Annotated in this window: 20 protein-coding genes; 13 read left to right on the forward strand and 7 right to left on the reverse strand. The window is 74.9% G+C overall.

Translation table 11 applies throughout. The features are described 5' to 3' along the window. Positions 1 to 42 precede the first annotated feature (42 nt). The 5 genes from KUM42_RS09705 to ppk2 all read left to right on the forward strand — a co-directional run bounded on the left by KUM42_RS09705 (position 43) and on the right by ppk2 (position 5,287). A complete protein-coding gene (locus KUM42_RS09705) occupies positions 43 to 687 on the forward strand; it encodes an FMN-dependent NADH-azoreductase (RefSeq protein WP_237496561.1) in 645 nt (214 codons plus the stop codon). A 150-nt stretch (positions 688 to 837) separates the two neighbouring features. Continuing rightward, complete coding sequence (locus tag KUM42_RS09710; RefSeq protein ID WP_237496562.1) at positions 838 to 1,788, forward strand: 1-acyl-sn-glycerol-3-phosphate acyltransferase; 951 nt, start codon at positions 838 to 840, stop codon at positions 1,786 to 1,788. Next, a complete protein-coding gene (locus KUM42_RS09715) occupies positions 1,778 to 2,947 on the forward strand; it encodes a glycosyltransferase family 1 protein (RefSeq protein WP_237496563.1) in 1,170 nt (389 codons plus the stop codon). The genes KUM42_RS09710 and KUM42_RS09715 overlap by 11 nt, the downstream gene beginning before the upstream one ends. 67 nt (positions 2,948 to 3,014) lie before the next feature. Continuing rightward, positions 3,015 to 4,283, forward strand: coding sequence for an inorganic phosphate transporter (locus KUM42_RS09720; protein ID WP_237496564.1), 1,269 nt, complete (start codon positions 3,015 to 3,017; stop codon positions 4,281 to 4,283). A gap of 14 nt (positions 4,284 to 4,297) precedes the next feature. Further along, positions 4,298 to 5,287, forward strand: a complete 990-nt coding sequence (ppk2, locus tag KUM42_RS09725; RefSeq protein ID WP_237496565.1) for a polyphosphate kinase 2 — start codon at positions 4,298 to 4,300, stop codon at positions 5,285 to 5,287. Between the two features lie 197 nt (positions 5,288 to 5,484). Here the strand turns inward: ppk2 and KUM42_RS09730 are convergent, their stop codons facing one another. Continuing rightward, positions 5,485 to 6,429 carry a PRC and DUF2382 domain-containing protein gene (locus KUM42_RS09730; protein WP_237496566.1) on the reverse strand — a complete coding sequence of 315 codons (945 nt, stop codon included), beginning with the start codon at positions 6,427 to 6,429 and terminating at the stop codon, positions 5,485 to 5,487. A gap of 270 nt (positions 6,430 to 6,699) precedes the next feature. Between KUM42_RS09730 and KUM42_RS09735 the strand changes: the two genes are divergently transcribed. After that, a complete protein-coding gene (locus KUM42_RS09735; RefSeq protein ID WP_237496567.1) occupies positions 6,700 to 7,518 on the forward strand; it encodes a DUF3097 domain-containing protein in 819 nt (272 codons plus the stop codon). Between the two features lie 258 nt (positions 7,519 to 7,776). Here the strand turns inward: KUM42_RS09735 and KUM42_RS09740 are convergent, their stop codons facing one another. From KUM42_RS09740 to KUM42_RS09755, 4 genes are all read right to left on the reverse strand, one after another. Continuing rightward, positions 7,777 to 8,616 (reverse strand): aldo/keto reductase, encoded by an 840-nt coding sequence (locus tag KUM42_RS09740; protein WP_237496568.1) that lies wholly within the window; start codon positions 8,614 to 8,616, stop codon positions 7,777 to 7,779. A gap of 178 nt (positions 8,617 to 8,794) precedes the next feature. Beyond that, positions 8,795 to 10,402: a peptide chain release factor 3 gene (locus KUM42_RS09745; RefSeq protein ID WP_237496569.1), complete on the reverse strand. Its 1,608-nt coding sequence runs from the start codon at positions 10,400 to 10,402 to the stop codon at positions 8,795 to 8,797. A gap of 82 nt (positions 10,403 to 10,484) precedes the next feature. Further along, positions 10,485 to 11,657: an enhanced intracellular survival protein Eis gene (eis, locus tag KUM42_RS09750; protein ID WP_237496570.1), complete on the reverse strand. Its 1,173-nt coding sequence runs from the start codon at positions 11,655 to 11,657 to the stop codon at positions 10,485 to 10,487. Further along, entirely contained in the window at positions 11,654 to 12,865 is a 1,212-nt protein-coding gene (locus tag KUM42_RS09755; protein ID WP_237496571.1) for an MFS transporter, read from the reverse strand. Before KUM42_RS09755 ends, eis begins: the two co-directional genes overlap by 4 nt. Positions 12,866 to 13,054: 189 nt before the next feature. Here KUM42_RS09755 and KUM42_RS09760 point away from each other — a divergent pair, with 189 nt between their 5' ends. The 7 genes from KUM42_RS09760 to KUM42_RS09790 all read left to right on the forward strand — a co-directional run bounded on the left by KUM42_RS09760 (position 13,055) and on the right by KUM42_RS09790 (position 20,170). Next, a complete protein-coding gene (locus KUM42_RS09760; protein WP_237496572.1) occupies positions 13,055 to 13,504 on the forward strand; it encodes an ATP-binding protein in 450 nt (149 codons plus the stop codon). A 1-nt stretch (position 13,505) separates the two neighbouring features. Next, positions 13,506 to 15,380, forward strand: a complete 1,875-nt coding sequence (locus KUM42_RS09765) for a SpoIIE family protein phosphatase (RefSeq protein WP_237496573.1) — start codon at positions 13,506 to 13,508, stop codon at positions 15,378 to 15,380. Beyond that, positions 15,373 to 17,175, forward strand: a complete 1,803-nt coding sequence (locus KUM42_RS09770) for a SpoIIE family protein phosphatase (protein WP_237496574.1) — start codon at positions 15,373 to 15,375, stop codon at positions 17,173 to 17,175. Before KUM42_RS09765 ends, KUM42_RS09770 begins: the two co-directional genes overlap by 8 nt. A gap of 97 nt (positions 17,176 to 17,272) precedes the next feature. Beyond that, complete coding sequence (locus KUM42_RS09775) at positions 17,273 to 18,142, forward strand: hypothetical protein (RefSeq protein ID WP_237496575.1); 870 nt, start codon at positions 17,273 to 17,275, stop codon at positions 18,140 to 18,142. A 426-nt stretch (positions 18,143 to 18,568) separates the two neighbouring features. Beyond that, complete coding sequence (gene moaA / locus KUM42_RS09780) at positions 18,569 to 19,627, forward strand: GTP 3',8-cyclase MoaA (protein ID WP_237496576.1); 1,059 nt, start codon at positions 18,569 to 18,571, stop codon at positions 19,625 to 19,627. Between the two features lie 83 nt (positions 19,628 to 19,710). Continuing rightward, positions 19,711 to 19,950, forward strand: a complete 240-nt coding sequence (locus KUM42_RS09785; protein WP_237496577.1) for a MoaD/ThiS family protein — start codon at positions 19,711 to 19,713, stop codon at positions 19,948 to 19,950. A gap of 22 nt (positions 19,951 to 19,972) precedes the next feature. Continuing rightward, complete coding sequence (locus KUM42_RS09790; RefSeq protein ID WP_237496578.1) at positions 19,973 to 20,170, forward strand: hypothetical protein; 198 nt, start codon at positions 19,973 to 19,975, stop codon at positions 20,168 to 20,170. On the opposite strand, the gene KUM42_RS09795 is transcribed toward KUM42_RS09790, so the two are convergent. Both KUM42_RS09795 and KUM42_RS09800 read right to left on the reverse strand, forming a co-directional pair. Next, positions 20,167 to 21,768, reverse strand: coding sequence for a SpoIIE family protein phosphatase (locus tag KUM42_RS09795; RefSeq protein ID WP_237496579.1), 1,602 nt, complete (start codon positions 21,766 to 21,768; stop codon positions 20,167 to 20,169). The two genes, KUM42_RS09790 and KUM42_RS09795, sit on opposite strands and share 4 nt — an antisense overlap. Before the next feature lie 132 nt (positions 21,769 to 21,900). Then, positions 21,901 to 22,320, reverse strand: coding sequence for a molybdenum cofactor biosynthesis protein MoaE (locus KUM42_RS09800; RefSeq protein WP_237496580.1), 420 nt, complete (start codon positions 22,318 to 22,320; stop codon positions 21,901 to 21,903). Positions 22,321 to 22,398 lie beyond the last annotated feature (78 nt).

A 22,398-nucleotide genomic window follows, 5' to 3' on the forward strand; every position in this document is an offset into this window, starting at 1 on the left:
GTGGGTGCCCCGACGCCGTGCCACCGAGCCCAGGAGGCCCCGATGCCCCACCTGCTGCACCTCGACTCGTCCGCGGACCCGCGGCGCTCGGCGTCCCGGGAGGTCACCGCGGCCTTCCTGCGCGGCTGGCGGGACCGGGGACCGGACTTCACCGTCACCTCCCGCGACCTGCAGGCCGACCCGCCGCCGCACCTGCCCGACGCCGCCCTGCACTGGGCGCCCCGGCTGCGCACCGCCGGTGAGGTCGTCGACCCCGCCGCCGAGGCCCGGCAGCAGCGCTACCTCGACGAGCTGCTCGCCGCCGACGTCCTGCTGGTCGGCGCCCCGATGTACAACTGGTCGCTGCCCTCGACGCTGAAGGCCTGGGTCGACCACGTGCACGTGCTGGGCACGACCGTGCCGTTCGGCGACTTCGAGGCCCGCCCGCTGGCCGGCCGGGCCGCCGTCGTCGTCTCCAGCCGGGGCGCCAGCTACGACGCCGGGGGCGAGCAGGCCAGCTGGGACCACACCGTGCCGCCGCTGGAGCTGGTGCTGGGCCGCTCGTTCGGGATGACCGTCTCGGTGATCACCCTGCAGCTCACCCTCGCCGACCGGGTACCGGCGATGGCCGACCTGCGCGGCCGCGCCGCCGCTGAGGCCGACGCCGCGCGCGCCTTCGCCGAGGAGCTCGCCGAGCGGATCGGCTGACCGGTCCCCCGCCCGGGCGACGCCCGGGCGGGGGTTCGCCGTCCCGACGGGGACCCGCCAGGCGGGCGCCACCCCGCGGACACCTCCCGCGCCCACCCTGGGGACCGTCCGGGCCTCGTCCAGGGGCTCCCCGACACCCGAGGTGTCGACGTGACCACTGCCCCGCCCCAGGCACGGACCCACGCACGGACCAGCACCCGGCCGCGGGCGCTGCCCACCTCCCCCTGCACCCCGGCGTGTGCCGCCGACCCCGGCCCCACCGTGGACGCCGCCACCCGCCGCCGCCGCGCGCTGCGCCTGGCCGGCGCCCTGGCCGGGGTGGCCGTCGCCGCGCTGCGGGCCCCGCTGGCCGGCACGCGGGGCCGCCGCCGGCTGCTCACCTGCGCCTCGGCCCGGGTGCTCACCGCGGCCGGCGTGCGGGTCGCGGTCACCTCGTCCCCGGTGGCCTGGCCGCGCACCGGCGCCAACCGCGGGCCCGGCCTGCTGGTGGTCAGCAACTCCGTCTCCTGGGTCGACGACCTGGCCCTGCTCACCGTCGTCCCCGGGCTGCCGGTGGCCACGACCGGGCTGGGCGGCCGGCCGGTGCTCGGCGGGCTGCTCCGCCGGGCCGGCGCCGTGCTGGTCGACCCCGCCCGGCCGCGCTCGCTGCCGGTCGCGGTCGGGCAGGTCGCCGACGCGCTGCGGGGTGGCGCGACGGTGAGCGTGCACCCGGAGGGCGCGACGTCCTGCGGGGTCGAGCTGGGCCGCTTCTCCCCCGCCTTCCTGCAGGCCGCGGTGGACGCCGCCGCCCCCGTCTGCCCGGTCGCGATCCGGTACCGCGTCGACGGCGGGGCCGGCACCGCGGTGGCCGGGCAGCCGGCCGGCGAGCCGTTCCTGCGCAGCCTGGCCCGGGTGCTCGCCGCCCGCGGGCTGGTCGTCGAGGTGCACCTGCTGCCCGCCCTCGACCCCGCCGGCGCCGACCGCCACGAGCTCGCCGCCCTGGCCGAGTACGCCGTCGCCGCGGTCACCGAGGCCCGTCCGCCGCTGGTGGCCGCGCACCCCCGCCGTCCGCGGGTGCCGGCGCCGGTGCAGCTCCACCGGGGGACCGTGCGTGCTGCGTGAGGGGTCGGTCCCGATCGCGCTGACCACCGGCATGCGCGTGGTCGTGGTGGCCGAGACCTTCCTGCCCGCGGTCAACGGGGTGGTCAACTCGGTGCTGCGGCTGGTCGACCACCTCGCGGTGCGCGGGCACGACCCGGTGGTGCTGGCCCCGTCGGGCAGCAGCTACGAGTCCCGCTGCGGAGCGCGGATCGAGGTGGTGACGGTGCCCTCGATGCGGCTGCCGCGGTACCGCCAGCTCCCCCTGGCCCGCCCGGCCGGCGACCTGACCGAGGTGCTGCGCCGGCTGGCGCCCGACGTCGTCCACCTGGCGTCACCGGCGGTGCTCGGGCTGGCCGCGGCCCGGGCCGCCCGGGGCCTCGGGGTGCCGTCGGTCGCGGTCTTCCAGACCGACCTGGCCGCCTTCGCCCAGCGCTACCGGTTGCCCGGCGGGCCCGCGGCCGCCTGGCGGTACCTGCGCACCGTGCACGGGACGGCGGACCTCACCCTCGCGCCGTCCTCGGCGACCGCCGTCCAGCTGGCCCGGCACGGCATCGGCCCGGTCGCGCTGTGGGCCCGCGGCGTGGACCTCGAGCAGTTCTCCCCGGACCACCGCGACGAGGCACTGCGCGCCGAGCTCGCCCCCGGCGGGGAGCTGCTGGTGGGCGTGGTCGCCCGGCTGGCGGTGGAGAAGCGGCTGGAGCTGCTCGCCCCGCTCAGCGAGCTGCCCGGGGTGCGGCTCGTCGTGGTGGGCGACGGCCCGCAGCGCCGGGCGCTGGCCCGGGCGATGCCGCGGGCGCGGTTCCTCGGCCAGCTCGGCGGCGCGGAGCTGGGCGCCGTGGTGGCCTCCCTGGACCTGTTCGTGCACCCGGGCGCCGACGAGACGTTCTGCCAGGCGGTGCAGGAGGCCCTGGCCGCCGGCGTGCCGGCCGTGGTGGCGGCCTCCGGCGGCCCGCTGGACCTGGTGCGGCACCGGGAGAACGGCTGGCTGTGGGCCGGCGACGACCCGCAGGTGCTGGCTGCGATGGTCGCGGCCCTGCGCGAGGACCGGACGGCCCTGCAGGCCGCGGCCGCGGCCGCTCGCCCGTCGGTGGCCGGCCGCACCTGGGGCCGGGTCGGCGACGAGCTGATCGGGCACCTGCAGCGGCTGCGCACCGGCGCGCCGGTGACCGCGACACGCTGAGGGAGTTCACCGAGACTTCACCGGCTGCGGGGAACGCCGGTGGTTGCGCTGGGGAACCGTGCTGCGCATGGACCTCGAGCTGGTCACGCTGGTCGGGCTGATCGCCCTCGCGCTGCTCTTCGACTACACCAACGGCTTCCACGACGCGGCCAACGCCATCGCCACCGTCGTCGCCACCCGGGTCCTGAAGCCCCGCTGGGCGGTGCTGTGGGCGGCGGGGTGGAACTTCGTCGCCTTCTTCCTGGTCGGCACCGCGGTGGCCAACACGGTCGGGGGCACCGTCGACCTCGAGTACTTCGGGCCGGCCGTCGTCTTCTCCGCGCTCCTCGGCGCGGTGGTCTGGAACTTCACCTCCTGGCACCTGGGGCTGCCCACGTCGTCCTCGCACGCGCTGGTCGGCGGGCTGGTGGGCGCCGGGATGACTGCTGGCGGCATCTCCGCGATCAAGGGCGAGAGCGTGTCGAAGACGGCGATGTTCATCGTCGTCTCTCCCATCGCCGGGCTGGTCATCGGCTCGGTCGTGATGGCGCTGCTGGGCGTGCTGCTGCGCCGGGCCGACGTCGAGCGCACGGAGCGCCGCTTCCGCGGGCTGCAGCTCGTCTCCTCCGCCGCGGTGTCGCTGGCCCACGGTGGCAACGACGCGCAGAAGACGATGGGCGTGATCGCCGCGCTGCTGGTCAGCACCGGGCACCTGCAGGCCGCTGCCGACGGCAAGCTGCCCATCCCGGACTGGGTCGCGCTGGCGGCCTACGCCGCCATCGCGGCCGGCACGATGTCCGGTGGCTGGCGGCTGGTGCGCACCATGGGGTCGAGCATCACCCAGCTGCGCCCGGTGAGCGGGTTCGCCGCCGAGACCAGCGCCGCCATCGCCCTCTTCGGCTCCACCGCGCTGGGCGCACCGGTGTCCACCACGCACACGGTGGCCGGCGCGGTCACCGGCGTGGGCGCGACCAACCGCGGGGCGACGGTGAACTGGAGGGTCTTCGGCCACCTGGCCATCGCCTGGATCGTCACGCTGCCCGCCGCCGCGGTCGTCGCCGCCGTCGCCTACCTGCTGACCACCGCCCCGCCCACCGCCGTCTCCGCGGTGGTCATGACCGTCGTCATGGTCGGGCTGGCCGCGGCCCTGTTCCGCGCCGTCCGGCAGGCGCCGAGGGCCTCCGACGCGGTCCCCGACGACGGCCAGGAGCACGACGTGCCGCTGCGCGTGGGCGCGGGCTCGGTCATCGACTCCCGCGGGGTGCCCGCCAGCCGGGAGGTCCTCGAGCACGGCGGCAGCCTGGAGGAGGCGGAGGCCGCCGCGCGCAGGCAGGATCGCAGTCAGCAGCCCCTCTGATGCACGGAGACCCAGTGACCCAGCACGTGCGCCACAGCGTCCCCGAGGGCACGCCGTCCCCCGTCCTCGACCTGTCGGAGTGGCGGCTCAACGCCCTGCCCGACGAGAACTCCGACGAGGACTGGGACGACGACCGCGAGCTGTTCGACCCCCAGGGCAACCGGGTCGACACCTGGCGCGAGGGCTACCCCTACAGCGAGCGGATGCACCGCCGCGAGTACGAGATCGAGAAGCGCAAGCTGCAGATCGAGCTGCTCAGGCTGCAGGGCTGGGTCAAGGACACCGGCCAGAAGCTGGTGGTGGTGTTCGAGGGCCGCGACGCCGCGGGCAAGGGCGGCACGATCAAGCGCTTCACCGAGCACCTGAACCCGCGCGGCACCCGCACGATCGCACTCGACAAGCCCAACGAGCGCGAGCGGACGCAGTGGTACTTCCAGCGCTACGTGCAGCACCTGCCGGCCGCGGGCGAGATCGTCATGTTCGACCGCTCCTGGTACAACCGCGCCGGCGTCGAGCGGGTGATGGGCTACTGCACGGCCGACGAGTACCTGCTGTTCATGCGCCAGGCGCCGGAGTTCGAGCGGATGCTCGTCGACAGCGGCATCCAGCTGGTCAAGTTCTGGTTCTCGGTGACCCGGGGTGAGCAGCGCAGCCGGTTCATCGTGCGGCAGATCGACCCGGTGCGGCAGTGGAAGCTCTCCCCCACCGACCTGGCCAGCCTGGACAAGTGGGACGCCTACACCGACGCGAAGGAGGCGATGTTCGTGCACACCGACACCGAGCACGCCCCGTGGACGGTGATCAAGAGCAACGACAAGAAGCGCGCCCGGCTGGCCGCCCTGCGCCACGTGCTGGCCCGCTTCGACTACGACGGCAAGGACCACGACGCCGTCGGCGTCCCCGACCCGCTGATCGTGGGGGCGGCCGCCGACGTGATCGAGGAGGAGGTCGTCGCGCCGGCGATGCCCCGGCCCGGCGACCACGCGCCCTTCGCCGAGGCCTGACCCGCGGGTCACCGGCCGGGGTCGGGAACGGCGCGGGCCTTCGCAGCCCGCGCCGCGTGATCGCTCGGTCCGGCACAGTGTCCTGAGCCGCCGTGGCTGAGATGGTCGGGTCAGAGACATCCGCGTGTCCGTTGGGCAGACAGCACAGCGCCCGCCCCGGTGGACCGGGGCGGGCGCTGTGTGCGGTGCGGGGTGGGTCAGCGGTTGTCGTTCCGACCCAGGGCGTCCTTGGCCTTGTCGGCCAGGCTGCGGTCGTCACCGGTGGTGCCGGCGTTGCGGCCGGTGGTGATGCCGTCGGTGTCGACCTGCTCCTTGCGGACCGTGTCGGTGACCTGCTGCTGCTCGGTCACCGTCTCGGTGCCCAGGCGCACGCGCTCGACCGGCACGGCCTCCTTGGCGACCACGGGCTGCTCGGCGTGGAGCACGACCTCGTGCTCCTCCTCCGAGATGGCGGGGCCGTCATAGGCGGCGCCGCGGTTGGCGTCGGTGATCGGCTCGCGCTGGATCGTGACCTCCTCGTGCGACACGGGGACGGTCTGCGTGACGTTCTCGGTCACGACGTACTTGCGGAGCCGCGCACGGCCGGCCTCGACACGCTGGGTGCCGACGTTGAGGCGCTCCTCGGACAGCGTCATCGCGTCGTCCGTGGTGGGGCCGGAGGTGTCGTGGCCCACGGTGCCGTGCTGGTTGGTCTCCTGGAAGCCCGCGGTGCGGTCGGTGTCGATGCCCGCGGTACCGGTGGTGCGGTCGCGGTCGGTGTCGATGCCCGAGGTGCCGGCGAAGCCGGAGGTGTTCGACGTCGTGGTGTCCGTCGTCGTGGTGGTCGTCGAGTCGCTGAGGGAGTAGTGCCGGTAGAGGGCGCTCTCCTCCTCCGGCGACAGGTGACCGTCCTGGTCGATCTTCGGGGCGTCCTTGACGGCGGCCTTGCTCACCGGGACGCGCACGCCGTTGCCGGTCAGGTCGGCGTCACGCAGGGGGACGAAGGTCTCCTTGGAGCCGAACAGGCCGGTCTTGACCGTGACCCACTCCGGGTTGCCGGACTGGTCGTCGAGGAAGACCTCGGAGGCGGTGCCGATCTTGTCGCCGTCGTTGTCGTAGACGTCTGCGCCGATGACGCGGTCGAGCATGTCAGTGCCGATCATGGGGGCTGCTCCTCAGCTCGGGGGACGGTGTTGCTCATGACGCTCTGTGCCCGTCAGACGGATCCGGAAACAGCCAGTTCATGATCAACACGGGCCGTGCTAGGGCGTGTCGTCCGCACGTGCGGTCACGCTGGGTAGATCTGGGCTGGTCAACGCGGGCTTCCTGCGACTGACGCGCCGGGCACGGACCGCCTCGGACACGCCGCGGAGTCGGCCACCCGGACGGTGTCCGGGCGTGTCGTCCAGGAACCGGCCCGGACGGCGAAGAGCATGGGGGACGTGCCTCCCCGTTCGCAGTACGACGACCTGGTCCACCCGCGCACGCAGAAGAAGCCCTCCCCGCAGGTCGAGGCGGAGAAGGACCTCGTCGTCGAGGACCCCAGCAGCGGGTTCGTCGGCGCGGTCGTGCGGTGCGAGAAGGACGTCGTCCACCTCGAGGACCGCTTCGGGAAGGTGCGCGCCTACCCGCTCGGGCCCGGCTTCTGGGTCGACGGGCGGCCGGTCGTGCTCGTGCGTCCCAAGGTGAACACCATCTCCGGCCCGCAGCGCAGCGCCTCGGGCTCGACGTACGTCGTCGGCGCGCGGGCCCGGGTCGCCCGCGAGGGCCGCATCTACGTCGAGGGCAAGCACGACGCCGAGCTGGTGGAGAAGGTCTGGGGCCACGACCTGCGCATCGAGGGCGTCGTCGTGGAGCCGCTGCACGGCGTCGACGACCTGCCGGGCATCGTGCGCGACTTCAAGCCCCAGTCGGGACGGCGCCTGGGCGTGCTCGTCGACCACCTGGTGACCGGCTCCAAGGAGACCCGCATCGCCCAGCAGGTCACCGGTGCCCACTCGCTCGTGGTCGGGCACCCGTTCATCGACATCTGGCAGGCCGTGAAGCCCTCCGTCGTCGGCATCAAGGCGTGGCCGACGGTGCCGAAGGGCGAGGACTGGAAGACCGGGGTCTGCCGGCGCCTGGGCTGGGAGGACGACACCGGCTACGTCTGGGCGCAGCGGATCCTCGCCCGGGTCAACCAGTGGACCGACCTGGAGCCGGTGCTCATCGGCCGCGTCGAGGAGCTCATCGACTTCGTCACCGAGGACTGACGGAGCACGCTCTTGTTCTCACCACCCGCGAGTTCGCGGCCGGCCCCGCAGGAGGGCGGCTGAGCGAGCTGTGCGGCCAGTGCCCGGTCCGGCCGCCGACTGGGCACCAGGCGCACAGTGCTCGAGGACGGCACCCCGCCTGAGCCCACCTCCCCCGACCACGACAGCGGCCGCCGTCCGTGAGGACGACGGCCGCGACGTGACCGGGTGTGCGGAGTGGATCCGTCGGCGTCACGCCACCGGATCCACTCCGTCACATCACTCGGGGATGTAGTTGAACGTGTCCGGGTCGGGGCCGGTGCGCTCGTTGCGGTCGAGGGCGGTGATCTCGCGCAGGTCGTCCTCGCTGAGCTCGAAGTCGAAGATGGCGAAGTTCTCCTCGACGCGGCTGCGGGTGACCGACTTCGGGAAGACGATGTCGCCGCGCTGGACGTGCCAGCGCAGCGTGACCTGCGAGGCGGTCTTGCCGTAGCGCTCGGCCACCCGCAGGATCGCCGGGTCGTCGAGGACCTTGCCCTGGGCGATGGGCGACCAGGCCTCGGTGGCGATCTGGTGCTGGGCGTTGAACGCGCGCAGCTCGTCCTGGGCGAGGTAGGGGTGCACCTCGATCTGGTTCACCGCCGGGACGACCTCGGTCTCGCCGTGCAGCTTGCGCAGGTGGTGGGCCTGGAAGTTCGAGACGCCGATCGACTTGGCGCGGCCGGAGCGGTAGATCTCCTCCATGGCCTTCCAGGTCTCGACGTAGTCGACGTCGATGCCCGGCAGCGGCCAGTGGATGAGGAACAGGTCGACGTCGTCGAAGCCGAGGGCCTCCAGCGTGCCGTCGAAGGCGCGCAGCGCGTCGTCGTGGGCGTGGAAGCCGTTGTTGAGCTTGGAGGTGATGAAGACCTCCTCGCGCGGGACCCCGGAGTTGCGGATGCCCTCGCCGACGCCCTTCTCGTTGCCGTACATCTCGGCGGTGTCGATGTGCCGGTAGCCGACCTCGAGGGCCGTCTGCACCGCCTGCGCGGTCTCCTCCGGCTTGACCTGGTAGACGCCGAAGCCCAGCTGGGGGATCTCGACGCCGTTGTTCAGGGTGATGGTGGGCACGGTGGCCATGGAGCTCTTCTTCCTGTCGACTGCGTGCGGTGCGGCGGCGCGCAGACACCCGGAGGTGGCACGCCGACCTGCAGGGCACCTACCCGCGGGAGACGGTTGCTACCCGCGAGCCATCTCACGCGCCGTCTTGGAGTCCCAGGGCGCGGAAAACGCAGCGCTGGGACTCCATCACCGCCGATCAGAGCTGGGCGGCGACCATCGGCTCGAGAGTGAGCTCGGGGTTGCGCTGCTGCAGCGTGCGCAGGTCCCACTTGTCCATGAACAGCGCCAGCAGCTCCCCGTCCTCGCGCTGGAGCACCTCGACACCGCGGGCGGCGGCGACGGCCGGCGCGGACGCGGCGTCCGTGCGCACCGCGATCGTGTACGGCAGGTTGTCCAGGGACACGGGCGCCCCGAACTCCTGCTCCATCCGGTGGACGGCGACCTCGAACTGCATCGGCCCGACGACGGCGAGCACCGGCGAGGCGTCCCCGCGGCGGTCCGAGCGCAGCACCTGGGCCACGCCCTCGGAGTTCAGCTGGCCGATGCCGCGGCGGAACTGCTTGAACTTGGCGGTGTCCTTGCCGCGCACCACCGCGAAGTGCTCGGGGGCGAAGGTGGTCAGCGGCGGGTAGGTCACCTTGGCGTCGGCGTAGAGGGTGTCGCCGACGTGCAGCGCGTTGGCGTTGACCAGGCCCACGACGTCGCCGGGGTAGGCCACGTCGACGCTCTCCCGGTCACGGCCGAACACGTGCTGGGCGTACTTGGTGGCGAAGGGCCGGCCGGTGGTCGAGTGGGTCACGACCATGCCGCGCTCGAACACCCCGGAGGCGATCCGGATGTAGGCCAGCCGGTCGCGGTGCGCGGCGTCCATGCCCGACTGCACCTTGAACACGAACGCGCTGAACGGCGCCTCGACCGGGCGGGCGGCGCCCTCGGCGTCCGGACGCGGGGTGGGGGCGGGTGCCAGGTCGACCAGGACGTCCAGCAGCGCACCGACGCCGAAGTTGGACACCGCCGAGGCGAAGATGACCGGCGTGGTCTCCCCGGCCAGGAACCGGGCCTGGTCGTGGTCGGCCTCAGAGACGTCCAGCAGCTCGCTCTCTTCCACCGCGGTCGTCCAGGCGTCGCCCTCGCGGGCCAGCGCCGCCGCGGCGGGCAGCACCTCCTCGGGGGCGATGGTGGCGCCACCGGCGGTGCGGGTGAAGCGGTGGTAGGTGCCGTCGCGGCGGTCCAGCACGCCGCGGAAGTCACCGGAGATGCCGACCGGCCAGGTCAGCGGGGTGGGCACCAGGCCGGTGCGCTGGCTGACCTCGTCCATCAGCTCGAGCGCGTCCTTGCCCGGGCGGTCCCACTTGTTGACCACGGTGATGACCGGGATGCCGCGGTGCTTGCAGACCGCGAACAGCTTCATGGTCTGCGCCTCGAGGCCCTTGGCGGCGTCGATGAGCATCACCGCGGCGTCGACGGCGGTGAGCACCCGGTAGGTGTCCTCGGAGAAGTCGGCGTGCCCGGGGGTGTCCAGCAGGTTCACCACGGCGTCGCGGTACTCGAACTGCAGCGCCGCGGAGGTGATCGAGATGCCGCGGGCCTTCTCCATGTCCATCCAGTCCGACACCGTGCCGCGGCGGCCGGCCTTGCCGTGCACGGCACCGGCCGAGCCGATCACCCGGGCGTGCAGCGCGAGCGCCTCGGTCAGCGTCGACTTGCCGGCGTCGGGGTGGCTGATGACGGCGAACGTGCGCCGGCGGGCGGCCTGGGACAGCACCTCGGGCAGCGGGGCGCTCGGCGTCTGGGTCGTGGTCATGCTCTCTCCCTCGTCCCGGCTGCGGCCGGGGGTGTTCCTCGTCGATCGTGCAACGCCGCCGGGCCCCGGCGGATGCCCACGGTCAGAAGTAGTCGAGCAGCTGGGCCGCCGGGCCACTGGCCAGCAGGTCCAGCGCGGCCGGGTCACCCGGCCCACCGGCCAGCCCGGCCTGGGCCACGGCCCGCCCGGTGGTGCCGCCGCAGTACAGGACGGCGAAGCCCCGCACGTCCAGCACCAGGTCCGGCTCGCTGCGCGCGGGCACCAGTGTGCCCTGCCCGTCGGAGATCTCCAGCTCCCAGCGGCCGGTGTTCCACGGCGCGAGGGCGTCGGTGAGGGCGAAGGCGACCCGCCCGCGCACGTGCGCCGGCCAGCCGCGGGCCTCGACCGCCCGGACCACGTCGACCGGCCGCAGCATCCACGCCGTCGTCCCGGGGTCGGTGACCCGCTCCAGCGGGAGGACGGCGGACACGGCGTCGCCGGCCAGCAGCGGCACGCGCACGGTGCGGGCGACCGTGCGCCAGCCGGCCAGCACCCCGACCAGCGCCCGGGCCGCCGCCGGGGTGACGGCCAGCAGCTGACGCACGGCGAGCCGGGCGTCGGGCCCGTAGCCGCGGCCCCGGTCCAGCACCAGCGCACCGGTGAGGACGCCGTCCTCGTGGGCCAGGCTCACCGCGTCGGGGGCGTCCGGCGCGGGCTCGTCGAAGAAGCCGCCGCGCCGGGTGAGCAGCCCGTCGCGCTCGCGGGCCAGCCGCTCGTAGAGGTCGGTGACCGCCGCTCGGTCGTCCGGGCCGCCGGGACGCAGCTCCACGCCGTCCTCGCCGCGCGGGCGGGGCAGCGAGGCGGTGTCCAGGTCGGCCGAGCGCAGCATGCCGCCGACCTCCCAGCCCGCGGAGCGGTAGACCGCCGAGACCGTCGGGTACAGCGTGCTGACCGCCGCACCCCGGTCACGGGCCTGGGCGAGCACCGCGCCGAGCAGCACCCGGGTCAGCCCGCCGCCGCGGCTCTCCGGCGCGACCGCGACGCCGCTCACCCCGGCCGCCGGCACCCGGCGCCCGCCCCACCAGTGCTCGTGCGGCAGCTCGACGATCTTGCCGAGCAGCCGGCCGCGCTCGTCGAAGGCGCCCAGCCGGGAGACGCCGGGCACCGTGCGGAGCACGACGTGGTTCGGTTCGGCCGGCCCGCCGAAGGCCAGCCGGCCCATCTCCCAGGCCGGGACCAGCTCGTCGCGGGTCAGCTCCCGGACCACCGGGGTCATGCCGGCACCTGCGCGGCGACCGGACGGCGCAGCACGGTCCAGGCGACCACGGCGAGCAGACCGGTCAGCGCGGCCCCCAGCGCGGGCACGGCGAAGGCCGCCTCCGCGCCCCAGTGGTCGACCGCCGCACCGGCCAGCGACGACCCGGCGGTGACCCCGACGGTCAGCCCGGTCGTCGTCCAGGTCAGCCCCTCGGTGAGCGAGGCCCGCGCCACCCGCGACTCGACCACCGACAGCCCGGAGACCAGCACCGGGGCGATGGTGAGCCCGGCCAGGAACGCGATGCCGATCAGCGCCGGCAGGGACCCGACCAGGTGCAGCGCCTGGGCGACGAGCGCGAACAGCAGTGCCGTGCCGAGGAACCGGGCGACCAGCGACCCGGGCAGCCGGACGATGCCGTAGACCAGCCCGGCGACCAGGCTGCCGGCGGCGTAGGCCGAGAGCGCGACGCCGGCCGTGGCCGGGCTGCCCTGCTCCTCGGCGAAGCCCACGACCACGACGTCGACGGCGCCGAACACGATGCCCACGGCGAGGTAGGTGACCGCGATGGCGACCAGCCCGGGGCTGAGCACCCCGGGCCGCGCCTGGCCGGCCACCCGGGGGACGACGGCCGGGGCCGTGGCCTGCAGCCGGGAGAGCACCAGCGCGCCGGCGACCCCCACGACCAGGCCGGTGAGGTAGCCCAGCGGCGGGGCGACCAGGGCCGCGAGGAAGGTGACCAGCGGCGGCCCGACCACGAAGACGACCTCGTCGGCGACCGACTCGAAGGCGAACGCGGTCTGCCGCTGCGCCGGGTCGGGCAGGGCGTCGGCCCAGCGGCTGCGCACGACGGACCCGACGTTGGCCGAGCACAGACCCGCGAACACGGCGAGGGCGAACCAGGTCCAGTGCGGCGCGTCGGTGACCACCGCGGTGACGAAGGCCAGGCCGCCGGCCAGCGACAGCAGCGCCGTGGCGCGCACCACCGGGCCCTGACCGCGGCGGTCCATCGCCCGCGCCCACTGCGGGCTGCCCACGGCGAAGGACAGCGCGTTGGTGCCGGCGACCGCGCCGGCGAGGGCGTAGCTGCCGCTCTGGCCCTCGACGAGCAGGACGGTGCCCAGCCCGGCCGTGGCCATCGGCACGCGGGCGACCAGGCCGGCGGAGGAGAAGGCCCGGGTGCCGGGGACGGTGAACAGCCGGGCGTACGGGGCGAAGACGGCAGGCAACTGTTGCTTCTCGCGCTTCCTGGCCACGGGCGAGTGCGGGGGTGCCCGCCGGGTCCTCGGGTGGCGCACCGAAACTAGCAGCCGCCGGCGGCTGCCCGGCCGACGTGCCGACCAGGTCGGCGGGTGGGACTCTCGACGGGTCGTCCGGCCGGGTCCCCGGCGTGCGACCCCTCCGACGAGCAGGAGCAGATGACCTCCGACCAGCCCAGCGTGTGGGCGCACCGGGCGCTCCCGGTGGCCACCGGCGACCGGGGGACGTGGTCCTGGGGCATCACCCGCCCGGCGGAGCTCACCTCGGCCCGCCGGGAGCTGCGCCGCGGCCTGTCGGAGCACCCGCTGCCCACCGGGGCCGGCGAGGACGACGTCGACCGCCTGCTGCTCGCCTTCGAGGAGCTCACCTCCAACGGCCTGCGCCACGGCGGCAGCCCGATCGAGGTGCAGGTCGACGGCTGCGGGCGGGGCTGGCTCATCGACGTCAGCGACGCCCGGCCCGGCCAGCCGCCCGTCCCGGCCGTGGGCCGTGACCCGGCGCTGGGCGGTCTGGGGCTGCACCTCGTCGCCCGCCTGGCCACCGCGCACGGGTGGGCGGTGACCGGTGCCCGCAAGCACGTGTGGGCAGCGCTGTGCCCGGCTGCCTGAGGTGACCGGGTACGCAGCGGACGCGGCGTACTACCGCTCGGTCTTCGCCGCCTCCCCCGTCGCCGGGCTGCTCCTGGACACCGACCTGGTGATCACCGACGCCTCGGACAGCTACCTGCGGCTGATGGACCGGGCCCGGCCCTACGTGGTCGGGCGGTACGTCTTCGACGTCTTCCCCGACGTCTCGGGGCGCAGCGAGCAGAGCGCGCTGGGCACCTCCATGCGCCGTGCGCTGGCGACCGGACGGCCCGACCGGCTGCCGTTGCTGGACTACGCCGTCGAGACCGACGGCGCCGTCGCGGGCTACCAGGACCGGTGGTGGAGCGTGGTCAACATCCCGCTGCTGGGCGCCGACGGCCGGGCCACCGGCCTGCTCAACGCCGTCGAGGACGTCACCCGGATCGTCGTCGAGGAGCGGCGCGGCCGGCTGGCCCGGGCGGCCGCGGAGGACCTGCTGCGCGAGTCGCGCGCGCTGAGCGAGGACCTCGCCGCCCGCTCCCTCGACCTGTCCGAGGTCCGGCTCGCCGAGGCGCGCAGCTCCCGGCGGCTCGCCGCGCTCGGCGAGGTCGCCCTGGAGCTGGCCGGGGCGGAGTCCGTCGAGCAGCTCACCGAGATCGTGGTCAGCCACGGGGTCGCCGCCCTCGGGGCCGACGGCGGCGCGGTCGGGGTGGTCGACGCCTCCGGCACGCGGCTGCGGCTGGACATCACCGACTCGCTGGGCACCGCGGCCCAGCGCCTGTACAGCGACCTGCCGATGGACAGCGGGCTGCCGGCGACGGTCGCGGTGCGCACCGGCCGGCCGGTGCTGCTGCGGGACCGCGCGGCCGGGCTGGCCTTCTCCCCGGAGATGACCCAGGTCTACGAGACGGCGGGCAAGGAGGCCTGGGCCGCCGTCCCGCTGCGGCTGGGCACCGCGACGCTGGGGTCCATCACGGTCAGCTGGGACGCGCCCCAGGTCTTCTCCCCCGGCGACGTCGCGCTGCTCAACGCCTTCGCCGCGCAGTGCGCCCAGACGCTGGACCGCCTGCTGCGCCGGCAGGCGGAGCGGCGCTCGGCCGCGGCGGCCCGGCAGATGTCCGAGGCGCTGCAGCGCAGCCTGCTCGGCACCCCGGTGCAGCCGGACCACCTGCAGATCACCGCCCGGTACGTCCCGGCGGCGCGCGGGGTGCAGGTCGGCGGCGACTGGTACGACGCCTTCCAGGTCTCCGACGGCAGCACCCAGCTCGTCGTCGGCGACGTCTCCGGCCACGACCGGGAGGCCGCCGCGGCCATGGCCCAGGTGCGCAACGTGCTGCGGGGGATCGCCCACCAGCTGGCCGGGTCCCCCGCTGCCGTGCTCACCGCACTGGACGCCGCCCTGCACGACCTGGCCGTCGGGTCGCTCGTGACCGCCGTCCTGGCCAAGGTCGAGCAGCCGGAGGAGCAGGCGCGGGCCGGGCTGCGCACCCTGCGCTGGTCCAACGCCGGGCACCCGCCGCCGCTGCTGCTCACCCCCGACGGCGCCGCCGAGCTGCTGGTCCGCCCGGTGGACCTGCTGCTCGGGATCCGCCCCGACCGGCAGCGGCACGACCACAGCCACGTGCTGGTGCCCGGCTCGACCGTCCTGCTCTACACCGACGGGCTGGTGGAGCGCCGCGGGTCGACCCTGGACGAGGGGACCGAGCTGCTCCGGTCCACCGCCGGGCGCCTGGCGACCGGGGACCTGCCGCTGGACGAGCTGTGCGACGCGCTGCTGGCCGAGCTGGGCGGTGACGTCGAGGACGACGTCGCGCTGCTCGCACTGCGCGCGCACGCCGAGGACCGTCCGCGGCCCGCCGAGGCGGGACCCGCGGTCCTGCCGGCCGACCTGCGCGGGGACCGGCCGGCGGATGGCTGACGACGTCGCGGCCGAGCGCCTGTACGCCCGGCTGTTCGCCGCCCTGCCCACACCGCACGTGGCGGTCACCCCGGACATGGTCGTGGTGGACGCCAGCGACGCCTACCTGGACCTGTTCGGTCTGCGCCGAGCCGACGTGGTGGGGCGCCCGATCGTCTCGCTGTTCCCACCCGACCCGGCGAGCCTGGACGTCGACGGCACCCCGTTCATCCTGCAGTCGTTCACCCGGGCCGCGGAGACCCGGCGGCCGGACCCGATGCCGGTGGCCCGCTACGACATCGTCGACCACACCGGGGAGATCGCCGAGCGGTACTGGTCCCACGTCGCGTTCCCGGTCGTCGACGAGGCGCGGGACGAGGTGGCGCTGGTGGTCCAGGTGCTCACCGAGGTGACCGAGTACGTGCGGCGGGAGCAGGCGGCCGCACCCACCGAGGGGCAGTGGCGGTCCCGGGCCGAGGCCGTGGAGGCGCTGCTGCTGGCCCGGGTCGGCGAGGTCCGCGACGCCCGGGCGGCCGAACGGCGGGCCGTCGAGATGCGCGCGGCGCTGGCCGAGACGGCACTGGGCATGGCCGGCGCGTCCTCGGTCGCCGAGCTGGACCGGGTGCTCATCGAGCGCGGCCGGGCGGCCGTGGGCGCCGTGCTCGCTGCGGTCAGCGTCCGCGACGGAGCGCTGCTGCGGCAGACCATCACCGCCGCGCACACCCCGGCGCTGGTGGAGTTCTCCACCATCCCGCTGGACAGCGGCCTGCACTCCGCGGTGGTCAGCCGCGAGGGCCGGCCGGTGCTGCTGCCCGACGCCGCCGCGATGGCGGCCTTCAGCCCGGAGATGGCCGACGTGGTCACCGGCACGGGGCTGCAGGCGGTGGTCGGGTTCCCCTGGCGGGTGGGCGGGGAGCTGCGGGGCGCGCTCAGCTTCTGCTGGGACCGGCCCCGCGCCTTCAGCGACGCCGACGTCGACGTCCTGCAGGCGCTGGCCGCGCAGTACGGGCAGGCCGTGGGCCGGATCGAGGCACGCCGGGCCGAGCAGGAGCGCACCGTCCAGGCGGTGCAGATGTCGGAGGCCCTGCAGCGGAGCCTGCTCAGCGAACCGCGGTCCCGGCCCGGGACGACGGTCACCGCGCGGTACCGGCCGGCGGCGCAGCTCGCCCAGATCGGCGGGGACTGGTTCGACAGCTTCACCACCGGCAGCGCGACCACGGCCGGCTCCCCGACCGACGGGGAGCTGGTGCACGTCGTGGTCGGGGACGTCAGTGGCCACGACCAGGACGCGGCCGCGCTGATGGGCCAGACCCGCAACGTGCTGCGGGGCATCGCGCACACCGTGTCCTCCTCGCCCGCCGACGTCCTCGGCCGGCTCGACCGCACGCTGGCCTCCCTCGGTGCCGGCGTCTACGCCACCGTGGTCCTGGCGACGCTGACGCCGCACCCGGACGGCGGTGCGTCCCTGCAGTGGGCCAACGCCGGCCACCCGGCGCCGCTGCTGCTGCGCGCCGACGGCACCGTCGACGTCCTCGCCACCGCGCCGGAGCCCATGCTGGGCGCCGACCCGGGGCGCACGCGGAGCGACCACCGGACCCGCCTCGCGCCGGGGGAGACGCTGCTGCTCTACACCGACGGCCTCATCGAGCGGCGCCGGAGCGACCTGGACGCCGGCCAGGAGTGGCTGGTGGCCACCGTCCGGGAGCACCTCCGTGCCGGCGGCCGGCCGCACGAGCTGTGCGACCACCTGCTGGGACTGGTCGCCGGCCACGCCGAGGACGACGTGGTGCTCCTGGCGCTGACCGCGGACCGCTGACCCGCGACACGGCCAGGAGCTGGACATCCATGAACGTTCATGGATCAATGTGTGAGCCGCTGCACACGCGCGGTGACCACAACCAGGAGGCCCGCCTGTGTCCGTCCGCACCCCCCGACGCCTGCTCGCCGCGCTCGCCCTCGGCACCGCCGTCCTGCTCGTCCCCGGCGTCGCCCAGGCCAAGGGCGGTGACGACGGCGGCGTGACCGAGGACGGCGGTGGCGGCGGCGCGGTGACCGGCGACTTCGCCGTCACGGTGAACGGCCGCACCTCGAACCCGGCCGCCGGCAAGGACTTCCGGGTCAGCGGTGTCGCCCCGACGAGCCCGGTCCTGGTCACCGGTAGCAACGTCGGCTTCCGCATCGACCCGACGACGCTGGGCGTCTACGACTACACGCTCACCGGCGCGGCGAGCCCGGAGCGGATGGTGACCACCCCCACCGTCGTCTTCGCCTCCAAGGTCCCGGTGCTCACCGCGGCACAGCGCTCCGGCGTGCGCATCGAGGAGCTGCGGCTGCGCGACGACACGCTCGTGGTCACCTTCTCCACCGCCGCCGGGAAGCTGAAGGTGCAGGCCAAGGACGCCGCGCAGGGCGGCATCTTCCAGATGGAGCAGGAGTTCGGCGCGCCCGTCGAGTTCGTGCACACCCTGGGCACCGGCCTCTTCTACTTCGTCAACGAGTTCACCGGGAAGGTCAACCTCGGCAACGGCGTGGACGCCGACGCCACGCACCAGATGCTGCTGGGCAAGGACAGCCCGCAGGTGGCCACCAAGCTCGCCCAGACCGCGACGGTCAGCCGCTGGTCGGTGGCCTCGGGCGGGCGGATGGGCGGCGTGCTCGGCGAGGACGCGATCGAGCTGTCCGCCGGGGCGACCAACTGCACCAGTGACTGCCAGGCCCGCAACCGCGTCCAGGGCTCGCTGCCGGTGCCGCCGGACCCGACGAACCCCGTCCCGATCGGCTGACCCGCACTCCACCGCTCGACCCCACTGCTCGACTCCGGGACGCCGGGGGCCACCGCCCCCGGCGTCCCGGCGCGTCAGGGGTGCCGCACCGGCCGGTGGTAGCCGAGCAGGTCGGCCGCGGCCCGTGGGTCGACCCAGCGGAACCCGCGGCAGCCACACCACGTGTCGTCCGGGGCCGGGGCCGAGCAGACCGGTCCGTGGGCGGGGTACTCGTGGCCGCACCGCCGGCAGGCCACGGCGTCCGCCCCGGTGTCTCCAGGCACGGGCTGGGCCCCTCTCGCCGACAGGGCCGCGGCCGCCTCCGGTGGCGGGGCGGGCCCGGTGTGTCGGCACAGGATCGGTCCGGGGACGCCGGCGCGCCACTCCGCCGGGAGGACCGCGGACCGCCGCCCGACCCGGCACCCGATCGCGCACTACATTCGGGCTGTGACGACCTCCAGCCCGCTCCCGGACCCGCAGCTGCGCCCGCAGCTCGTCCCGGTCGCCGCGGGCACCGGCGGGCTGGTCGACCGGCACGGCCGCACGGCGACCGACCTGCGCGTCTCCCTCACCGACCGCTGCAACCTGCGCTGCACCTACTGCATGCCCCCCGAGGGCCTGCAGTGGCTGCCCAAGGTCGAGCAGCTCACCGACGAGGAGGTCGCCCGGCTCGTCCGCATCGGCGTCGAGCACCTCGGCATCCGCGAGGTCCGGTTCACCGGCGGTGAGCCCCTGCTCCGCCCGGGCCTGCCCGGCATCGTGGCCGCCGCGACCGCGCTGCTCCCGCGCCCCGAGGTGAGCCTCACCACCAACGCCGTCGGTCTGTCCCGGATGGCGCCGGCGCTGGCCGCCGCGGGCCTGGACCGGATCAACGTCAGCCTGGACACGCTGGACCGCGACCGGTTCAAGCAGCTCACGTACCGCGACCGGCTGCCCGACGTCCTCGCCGGGCTGAAGGCGGCCAAGGACGCCGGCCTGACCCCCGTGAAGATCAACACGGTGCTGCTGAAGGGCATCAACGAGGACGACGCCGTCCCGCTGCTGGAGTACTGCCTCGAGCACGGCTACGAGCTGCGCTTCATCGAGCAGATGCCGCTGGACGCCCACCACGCCTGGACCCGCAGCGAGATGGTCACCGCCGAGGACATCCTGGCCAAGCTCACCGCCACGCACACCCTGGTGCCCGACGTCGAGGAGCGCGGCGCCGCGCCGGCCGAGCGCTGGCTGGTCGACGGCACCGGCCTCACCGTCGGCGTCATCGCCTCGGTCACCCGGTCCTTCTGCGGTGCCTGCGACCGCACCCGGCTCACCGCCGACGGGCAGATCCGCAACTGCCTGTTCGCCCGCGAGGAGTCCGACCTGCGCACGCCGCTGCGCGAGGGCGCCAGCGACCAGGAGATCGCCGACCGCTGGCGGATCGCCACGCTGACCAAGCTGCCCGGGCACGGCATCGACGACCCGAGCTTCCTGCAGCCCTCCCGTCCGATGTCCGCGATCGGGGGCTGAGCACCGTGAGCCGACCGGGAGCGAGCATCGCAGCGAGCTCTGCGAGCGAGGAGCGGGACGACCGAGGAGGCGAACCGATGGGCATGGTCACCGTCAGGTACTTCGCCGGCGCACGCGCCGCGGTCGGGGTGGACACCGAGACCCGGGAGGCCGGCACGCTGCAGGAGCTGGTCGGCCAGATCGTCGACGCCCACGGCGAGCGGCTGGAGAAGGTGCTCACCGCCTGCTCGTTCCTGGTCGACGGAACCAGCACCCGGGACCGCGCGTTGGTGCTCACGCCCGGCGCGGTGGTGGACGTCCTGCCGCCGTTCGCCGGCGGATGACCGGTGAGATGAGGAGCCCACGATGAGCGTGTTCGACAAGGCGAAGGCCAAGGCCGAGGAGCTGCTCGGCCGCGCCGAGCAGGTCTACGGGGAGTCCCACGGCGACGCCGCGGCCACCATGGACGGCGAGGCACGCCGACTCGAGGGCGAGGCCGAGGAGGCCGCCGCCGAGGGGCGCTCCCACCGCGACGGCGACGACGGGCTGGCCGGCGCCCGCTAGTCCTCGGGGGCCGGCCGCAGCCGGAGGGCGACCAGGGCGACGTCGTCGTCCGGGCGGCCGTCGACCAGCCGGTCGATGAGCTGGTCGCACAGGTCGTCCAGCGACGCCCCGGCCAGCTCCGTGGCTGCCTCGCGCAGCCGGTCCATGCCCTCGTCGAGGTCGCCGTCGCGGCGCTCGATGAGGCCGTCGGTGTAGAGCAGCACCGTCGCCCCGGCCGCGAGGGTCACCTCCGACTCGGTGCGCGACACCTGCGGGTCGACGCCCAGCAGCAGCTCGCCGCGCCAGGGCGGCATGTCGGCGAGCGTGCCGTCGGGGTGGATCACCAGCGGCGGCAGGTGACCGGCGTTGGTCCACCGCATCCGGGTCGTGCCGCGGGCGGCGCCCTCGGTCGGCTCGAACCGGGCCACCGCCGAGGTCGCGTAGGTGCCCACCGAGAGCAGCTCCATCGAGGCGTCCAGCCCGCGCAGCACCTCGACCGGGCCCGCGTCGCTGTAGGTGGCGATGCCGCGCAGCAGCGCCCGCAGCTGCCCCATGGCGGCCGCGGCCGCGGTGTCGTGGCCCACGACGTCGCCGATGACCAGCATGAGCGCCCCTGAGGGCTGGACGAACGCGTCGTACCAGTCGCCGCCGATCCGCGCGGCCTCGGCGGCCGGGGCGTACCGGACGACGATCTCGACGCCCTCGTGGTGCACCGGGCGGGTGAGCAGGCTGCGCTGCAGCGTCTCGGCCAGCTGGCGCTGCTGGCGGAACAGCCGCGCGTTGTCCAGCGCCTGCCCGATCCGGTCGGCGACCTGCCGGGCCACCAGCAGGTCGGCGTCCAGGGGCTCGTGGCCGCGGTCGAAGCACAGGGTCAGCACGCCCAGCACCCGGTCGCGGCCGCGCAGCGGGATGGCCAGGCCCCACCCGGTGTCCAGCTGCTCGATCAGGTCGCGGGTCCGGCTCGGCGGCAGCAGGGCGAGCACGTCGGCGACGGGGGACACGACCGTCTCACCCGACAGCGCCCGGACCACCGGCGCCCCGGCCGGCATGGCGGCCAGCCGACCGGCGGCGTACCGGTCCACGAGCTCTCGGCGAGCCGGGTCGGCGTGCCACCAGCCGACGTCCTGCGGCCGGCCGTCGGCGTCGACGACGGTCAGCAGGCACCAGTCGCCCAGGGCGGGCACGAGCAGCTGCGCGAGCCGGGCCGTCACGCTGCCGTCGACGACGCTGCCGGCCAGCTGGGCGCTCACCCGGGCCAGCAGGGCCAGTCGCTCCTGGGCCGCCCGCCGGTCGCTGACGTCGGTGAAGAAGACCGCGAGGCCGTCGCCGTCGGGCACGGCCTGCGCCTGGAACCACTGGTCGTAGGGGGGCGGGTAGTAGGCCTCCACCGACCGCGGCTCACCGGTGGCGACCGCCTCCCGGTAGGTGCGGCCGAACTCGTTGCGCTCGTTGTCCGGGAAGGCCGTCCACATCGACACGCCCACCAGCCCGGCCCGGGCCTGCCCGAGGAAGCGCTCGGCGGCGGCGTTGGCGTAGGTGATCTGCCAGTCGCCGTCCACGGCCAGGTAGCCGACCGGGAGCGACTCGACCAGGCGCACCACGCCGTCCTGCTCGTCCACCGGGTCCTCCGTCTGCTGCCTGCACGCTCGCGGCGGCTCCGTGGAGGTCACCGGCGCCCCCGGGCGGGAACGCTCCGGTGCAGTTATGTCACGCGCGACCGGACGGGGCAAGCAGGCCGATCGAGAGCCGCCTCACGGGCAGGCGACCCACTCCTCCTGGCCGTCGGCGAAGACCTGGCGCTTCCAGATCGGCAGCCGCGCCTTCACCTCGTCGACCAGCTCCGCGCAGGCGGTGAAGGCCTGCCCGCGGTGCGAGGCGCTCACCGCGCAGGCCAGCGCCACGTCCCCGATGGCCAGCAGCCCGATCCGGTGGGAGACGGCGACGGCGTGCACGTCGGGACGGGCGGCGAACTCGGCGGCGATCTCGGCGATCAGCGCCGACGCGGTCGGGTGACCGGTGTACTCGAGCTCGGTGACCGACCGGCCGCCGTCGTGGTCGCGCACGACGCCGGAGAAGGAGACGACGGCGCCGGCCGCCGCACGGTCGACGGCCGCCTCGTGCTCGGCGACCGACAGCGGTTCCTCGGTGACCCGGGCCAGCAGCGTGTCCACGGCGGCGAAGGTACCCGCCGGCCGGGTCCCGCCGGGTCGACCCGGGACGGCACCGCCGGGCGGCCCCGGTTCCACGTG

The sequence above is a fragment of the Modestobacter sp. L9-4 genome (assembly GCF_019112525.1).
Lineage (GTDB): Bacteria > Actinomycetota > Actinomycetes > Mycobacteriales > Geodermatophilaceae > Modestobacter.

Bases quoted from the DNA above. Each gene is read 5' to 3' on its own strand.
- eis (WP_237496570.1), bottom strand. From the start codon at position 11,657: ATGACCCCGGTGGTCCGGGAGCTGACCCGCGACGAGCTGGTCCCGGCC.
- KUM42_RS09705 (WP_237496561.1), top strand. From the start codon at position 43: ATGCCCCACCTGCTGCACCTCGACTCGTCCGCGGACCCGCGGCGCTCG.
- KUM42_RS09790 (WP_237496578.1), top strand. From the start codon at position 19,973: ATGAGCGTGTTCGACAAGGCGAAGGCCAAGGCCGAGGAGCTGCTCGGC.
- KUM42_RS09770 (WP_237496574.1), top strand. From the start codon at position 15,373: ATGGCTGACGACGTCGCGGCCGAGCGCCTGTACGCCCGGCTGTTCGCC.
- KUM42_RS09745 (WP_237496569.1), bottom strand. From the start codon at position 10,402: ATGACCACGACCCAGACGCCGAGCGCCCCGCTGCCCGAGGTGCTGTCC.
- KUM42_RS09785 (WP_237496577.1), top strand. From the start codon at position 19,711: ATGGTCACCGTCAGGTACTTCGCCGGCGCACGCGCCGCGGTCGGGGTG.
- KUM42_RS09760 (WP_237496572.1), top strand. From the start codon at position 13,055: ATGACCTCCGACCAGCCCAGCGTGTGGGCGCACCGGGCGCTCCCGGTG.
- KUM42_RS09740 (WP_237496568.1), bottom strand. From the start codon at position 8,616: ATGGCCACCGTGCCCACCATCACCCTGAACAACGGCGTCGAGATCCCC.
- KUM42_RS09735 (WP_237496567.1), top strand. From the start codon at position 6,700: ATGGGGGACGTGCCTCCCCGTTCGCAGTACGACGACCTGGTCCACCCG.
- KUM42_RS09720 (WP_237496564.1), top strand. From the start codon at position 3,015: ATGGACCTCGAGCTGGTCACGCTGGTCGGGCTGATCGCCCTCGCGCTG.
- KUM42_RS09730 (WP_237496566.1), bottom strand. From the start codon at position 6,429: ATGATCGGCACTGACATGCTCGACCGCGTCATCGGCGCAGACGTCTAC.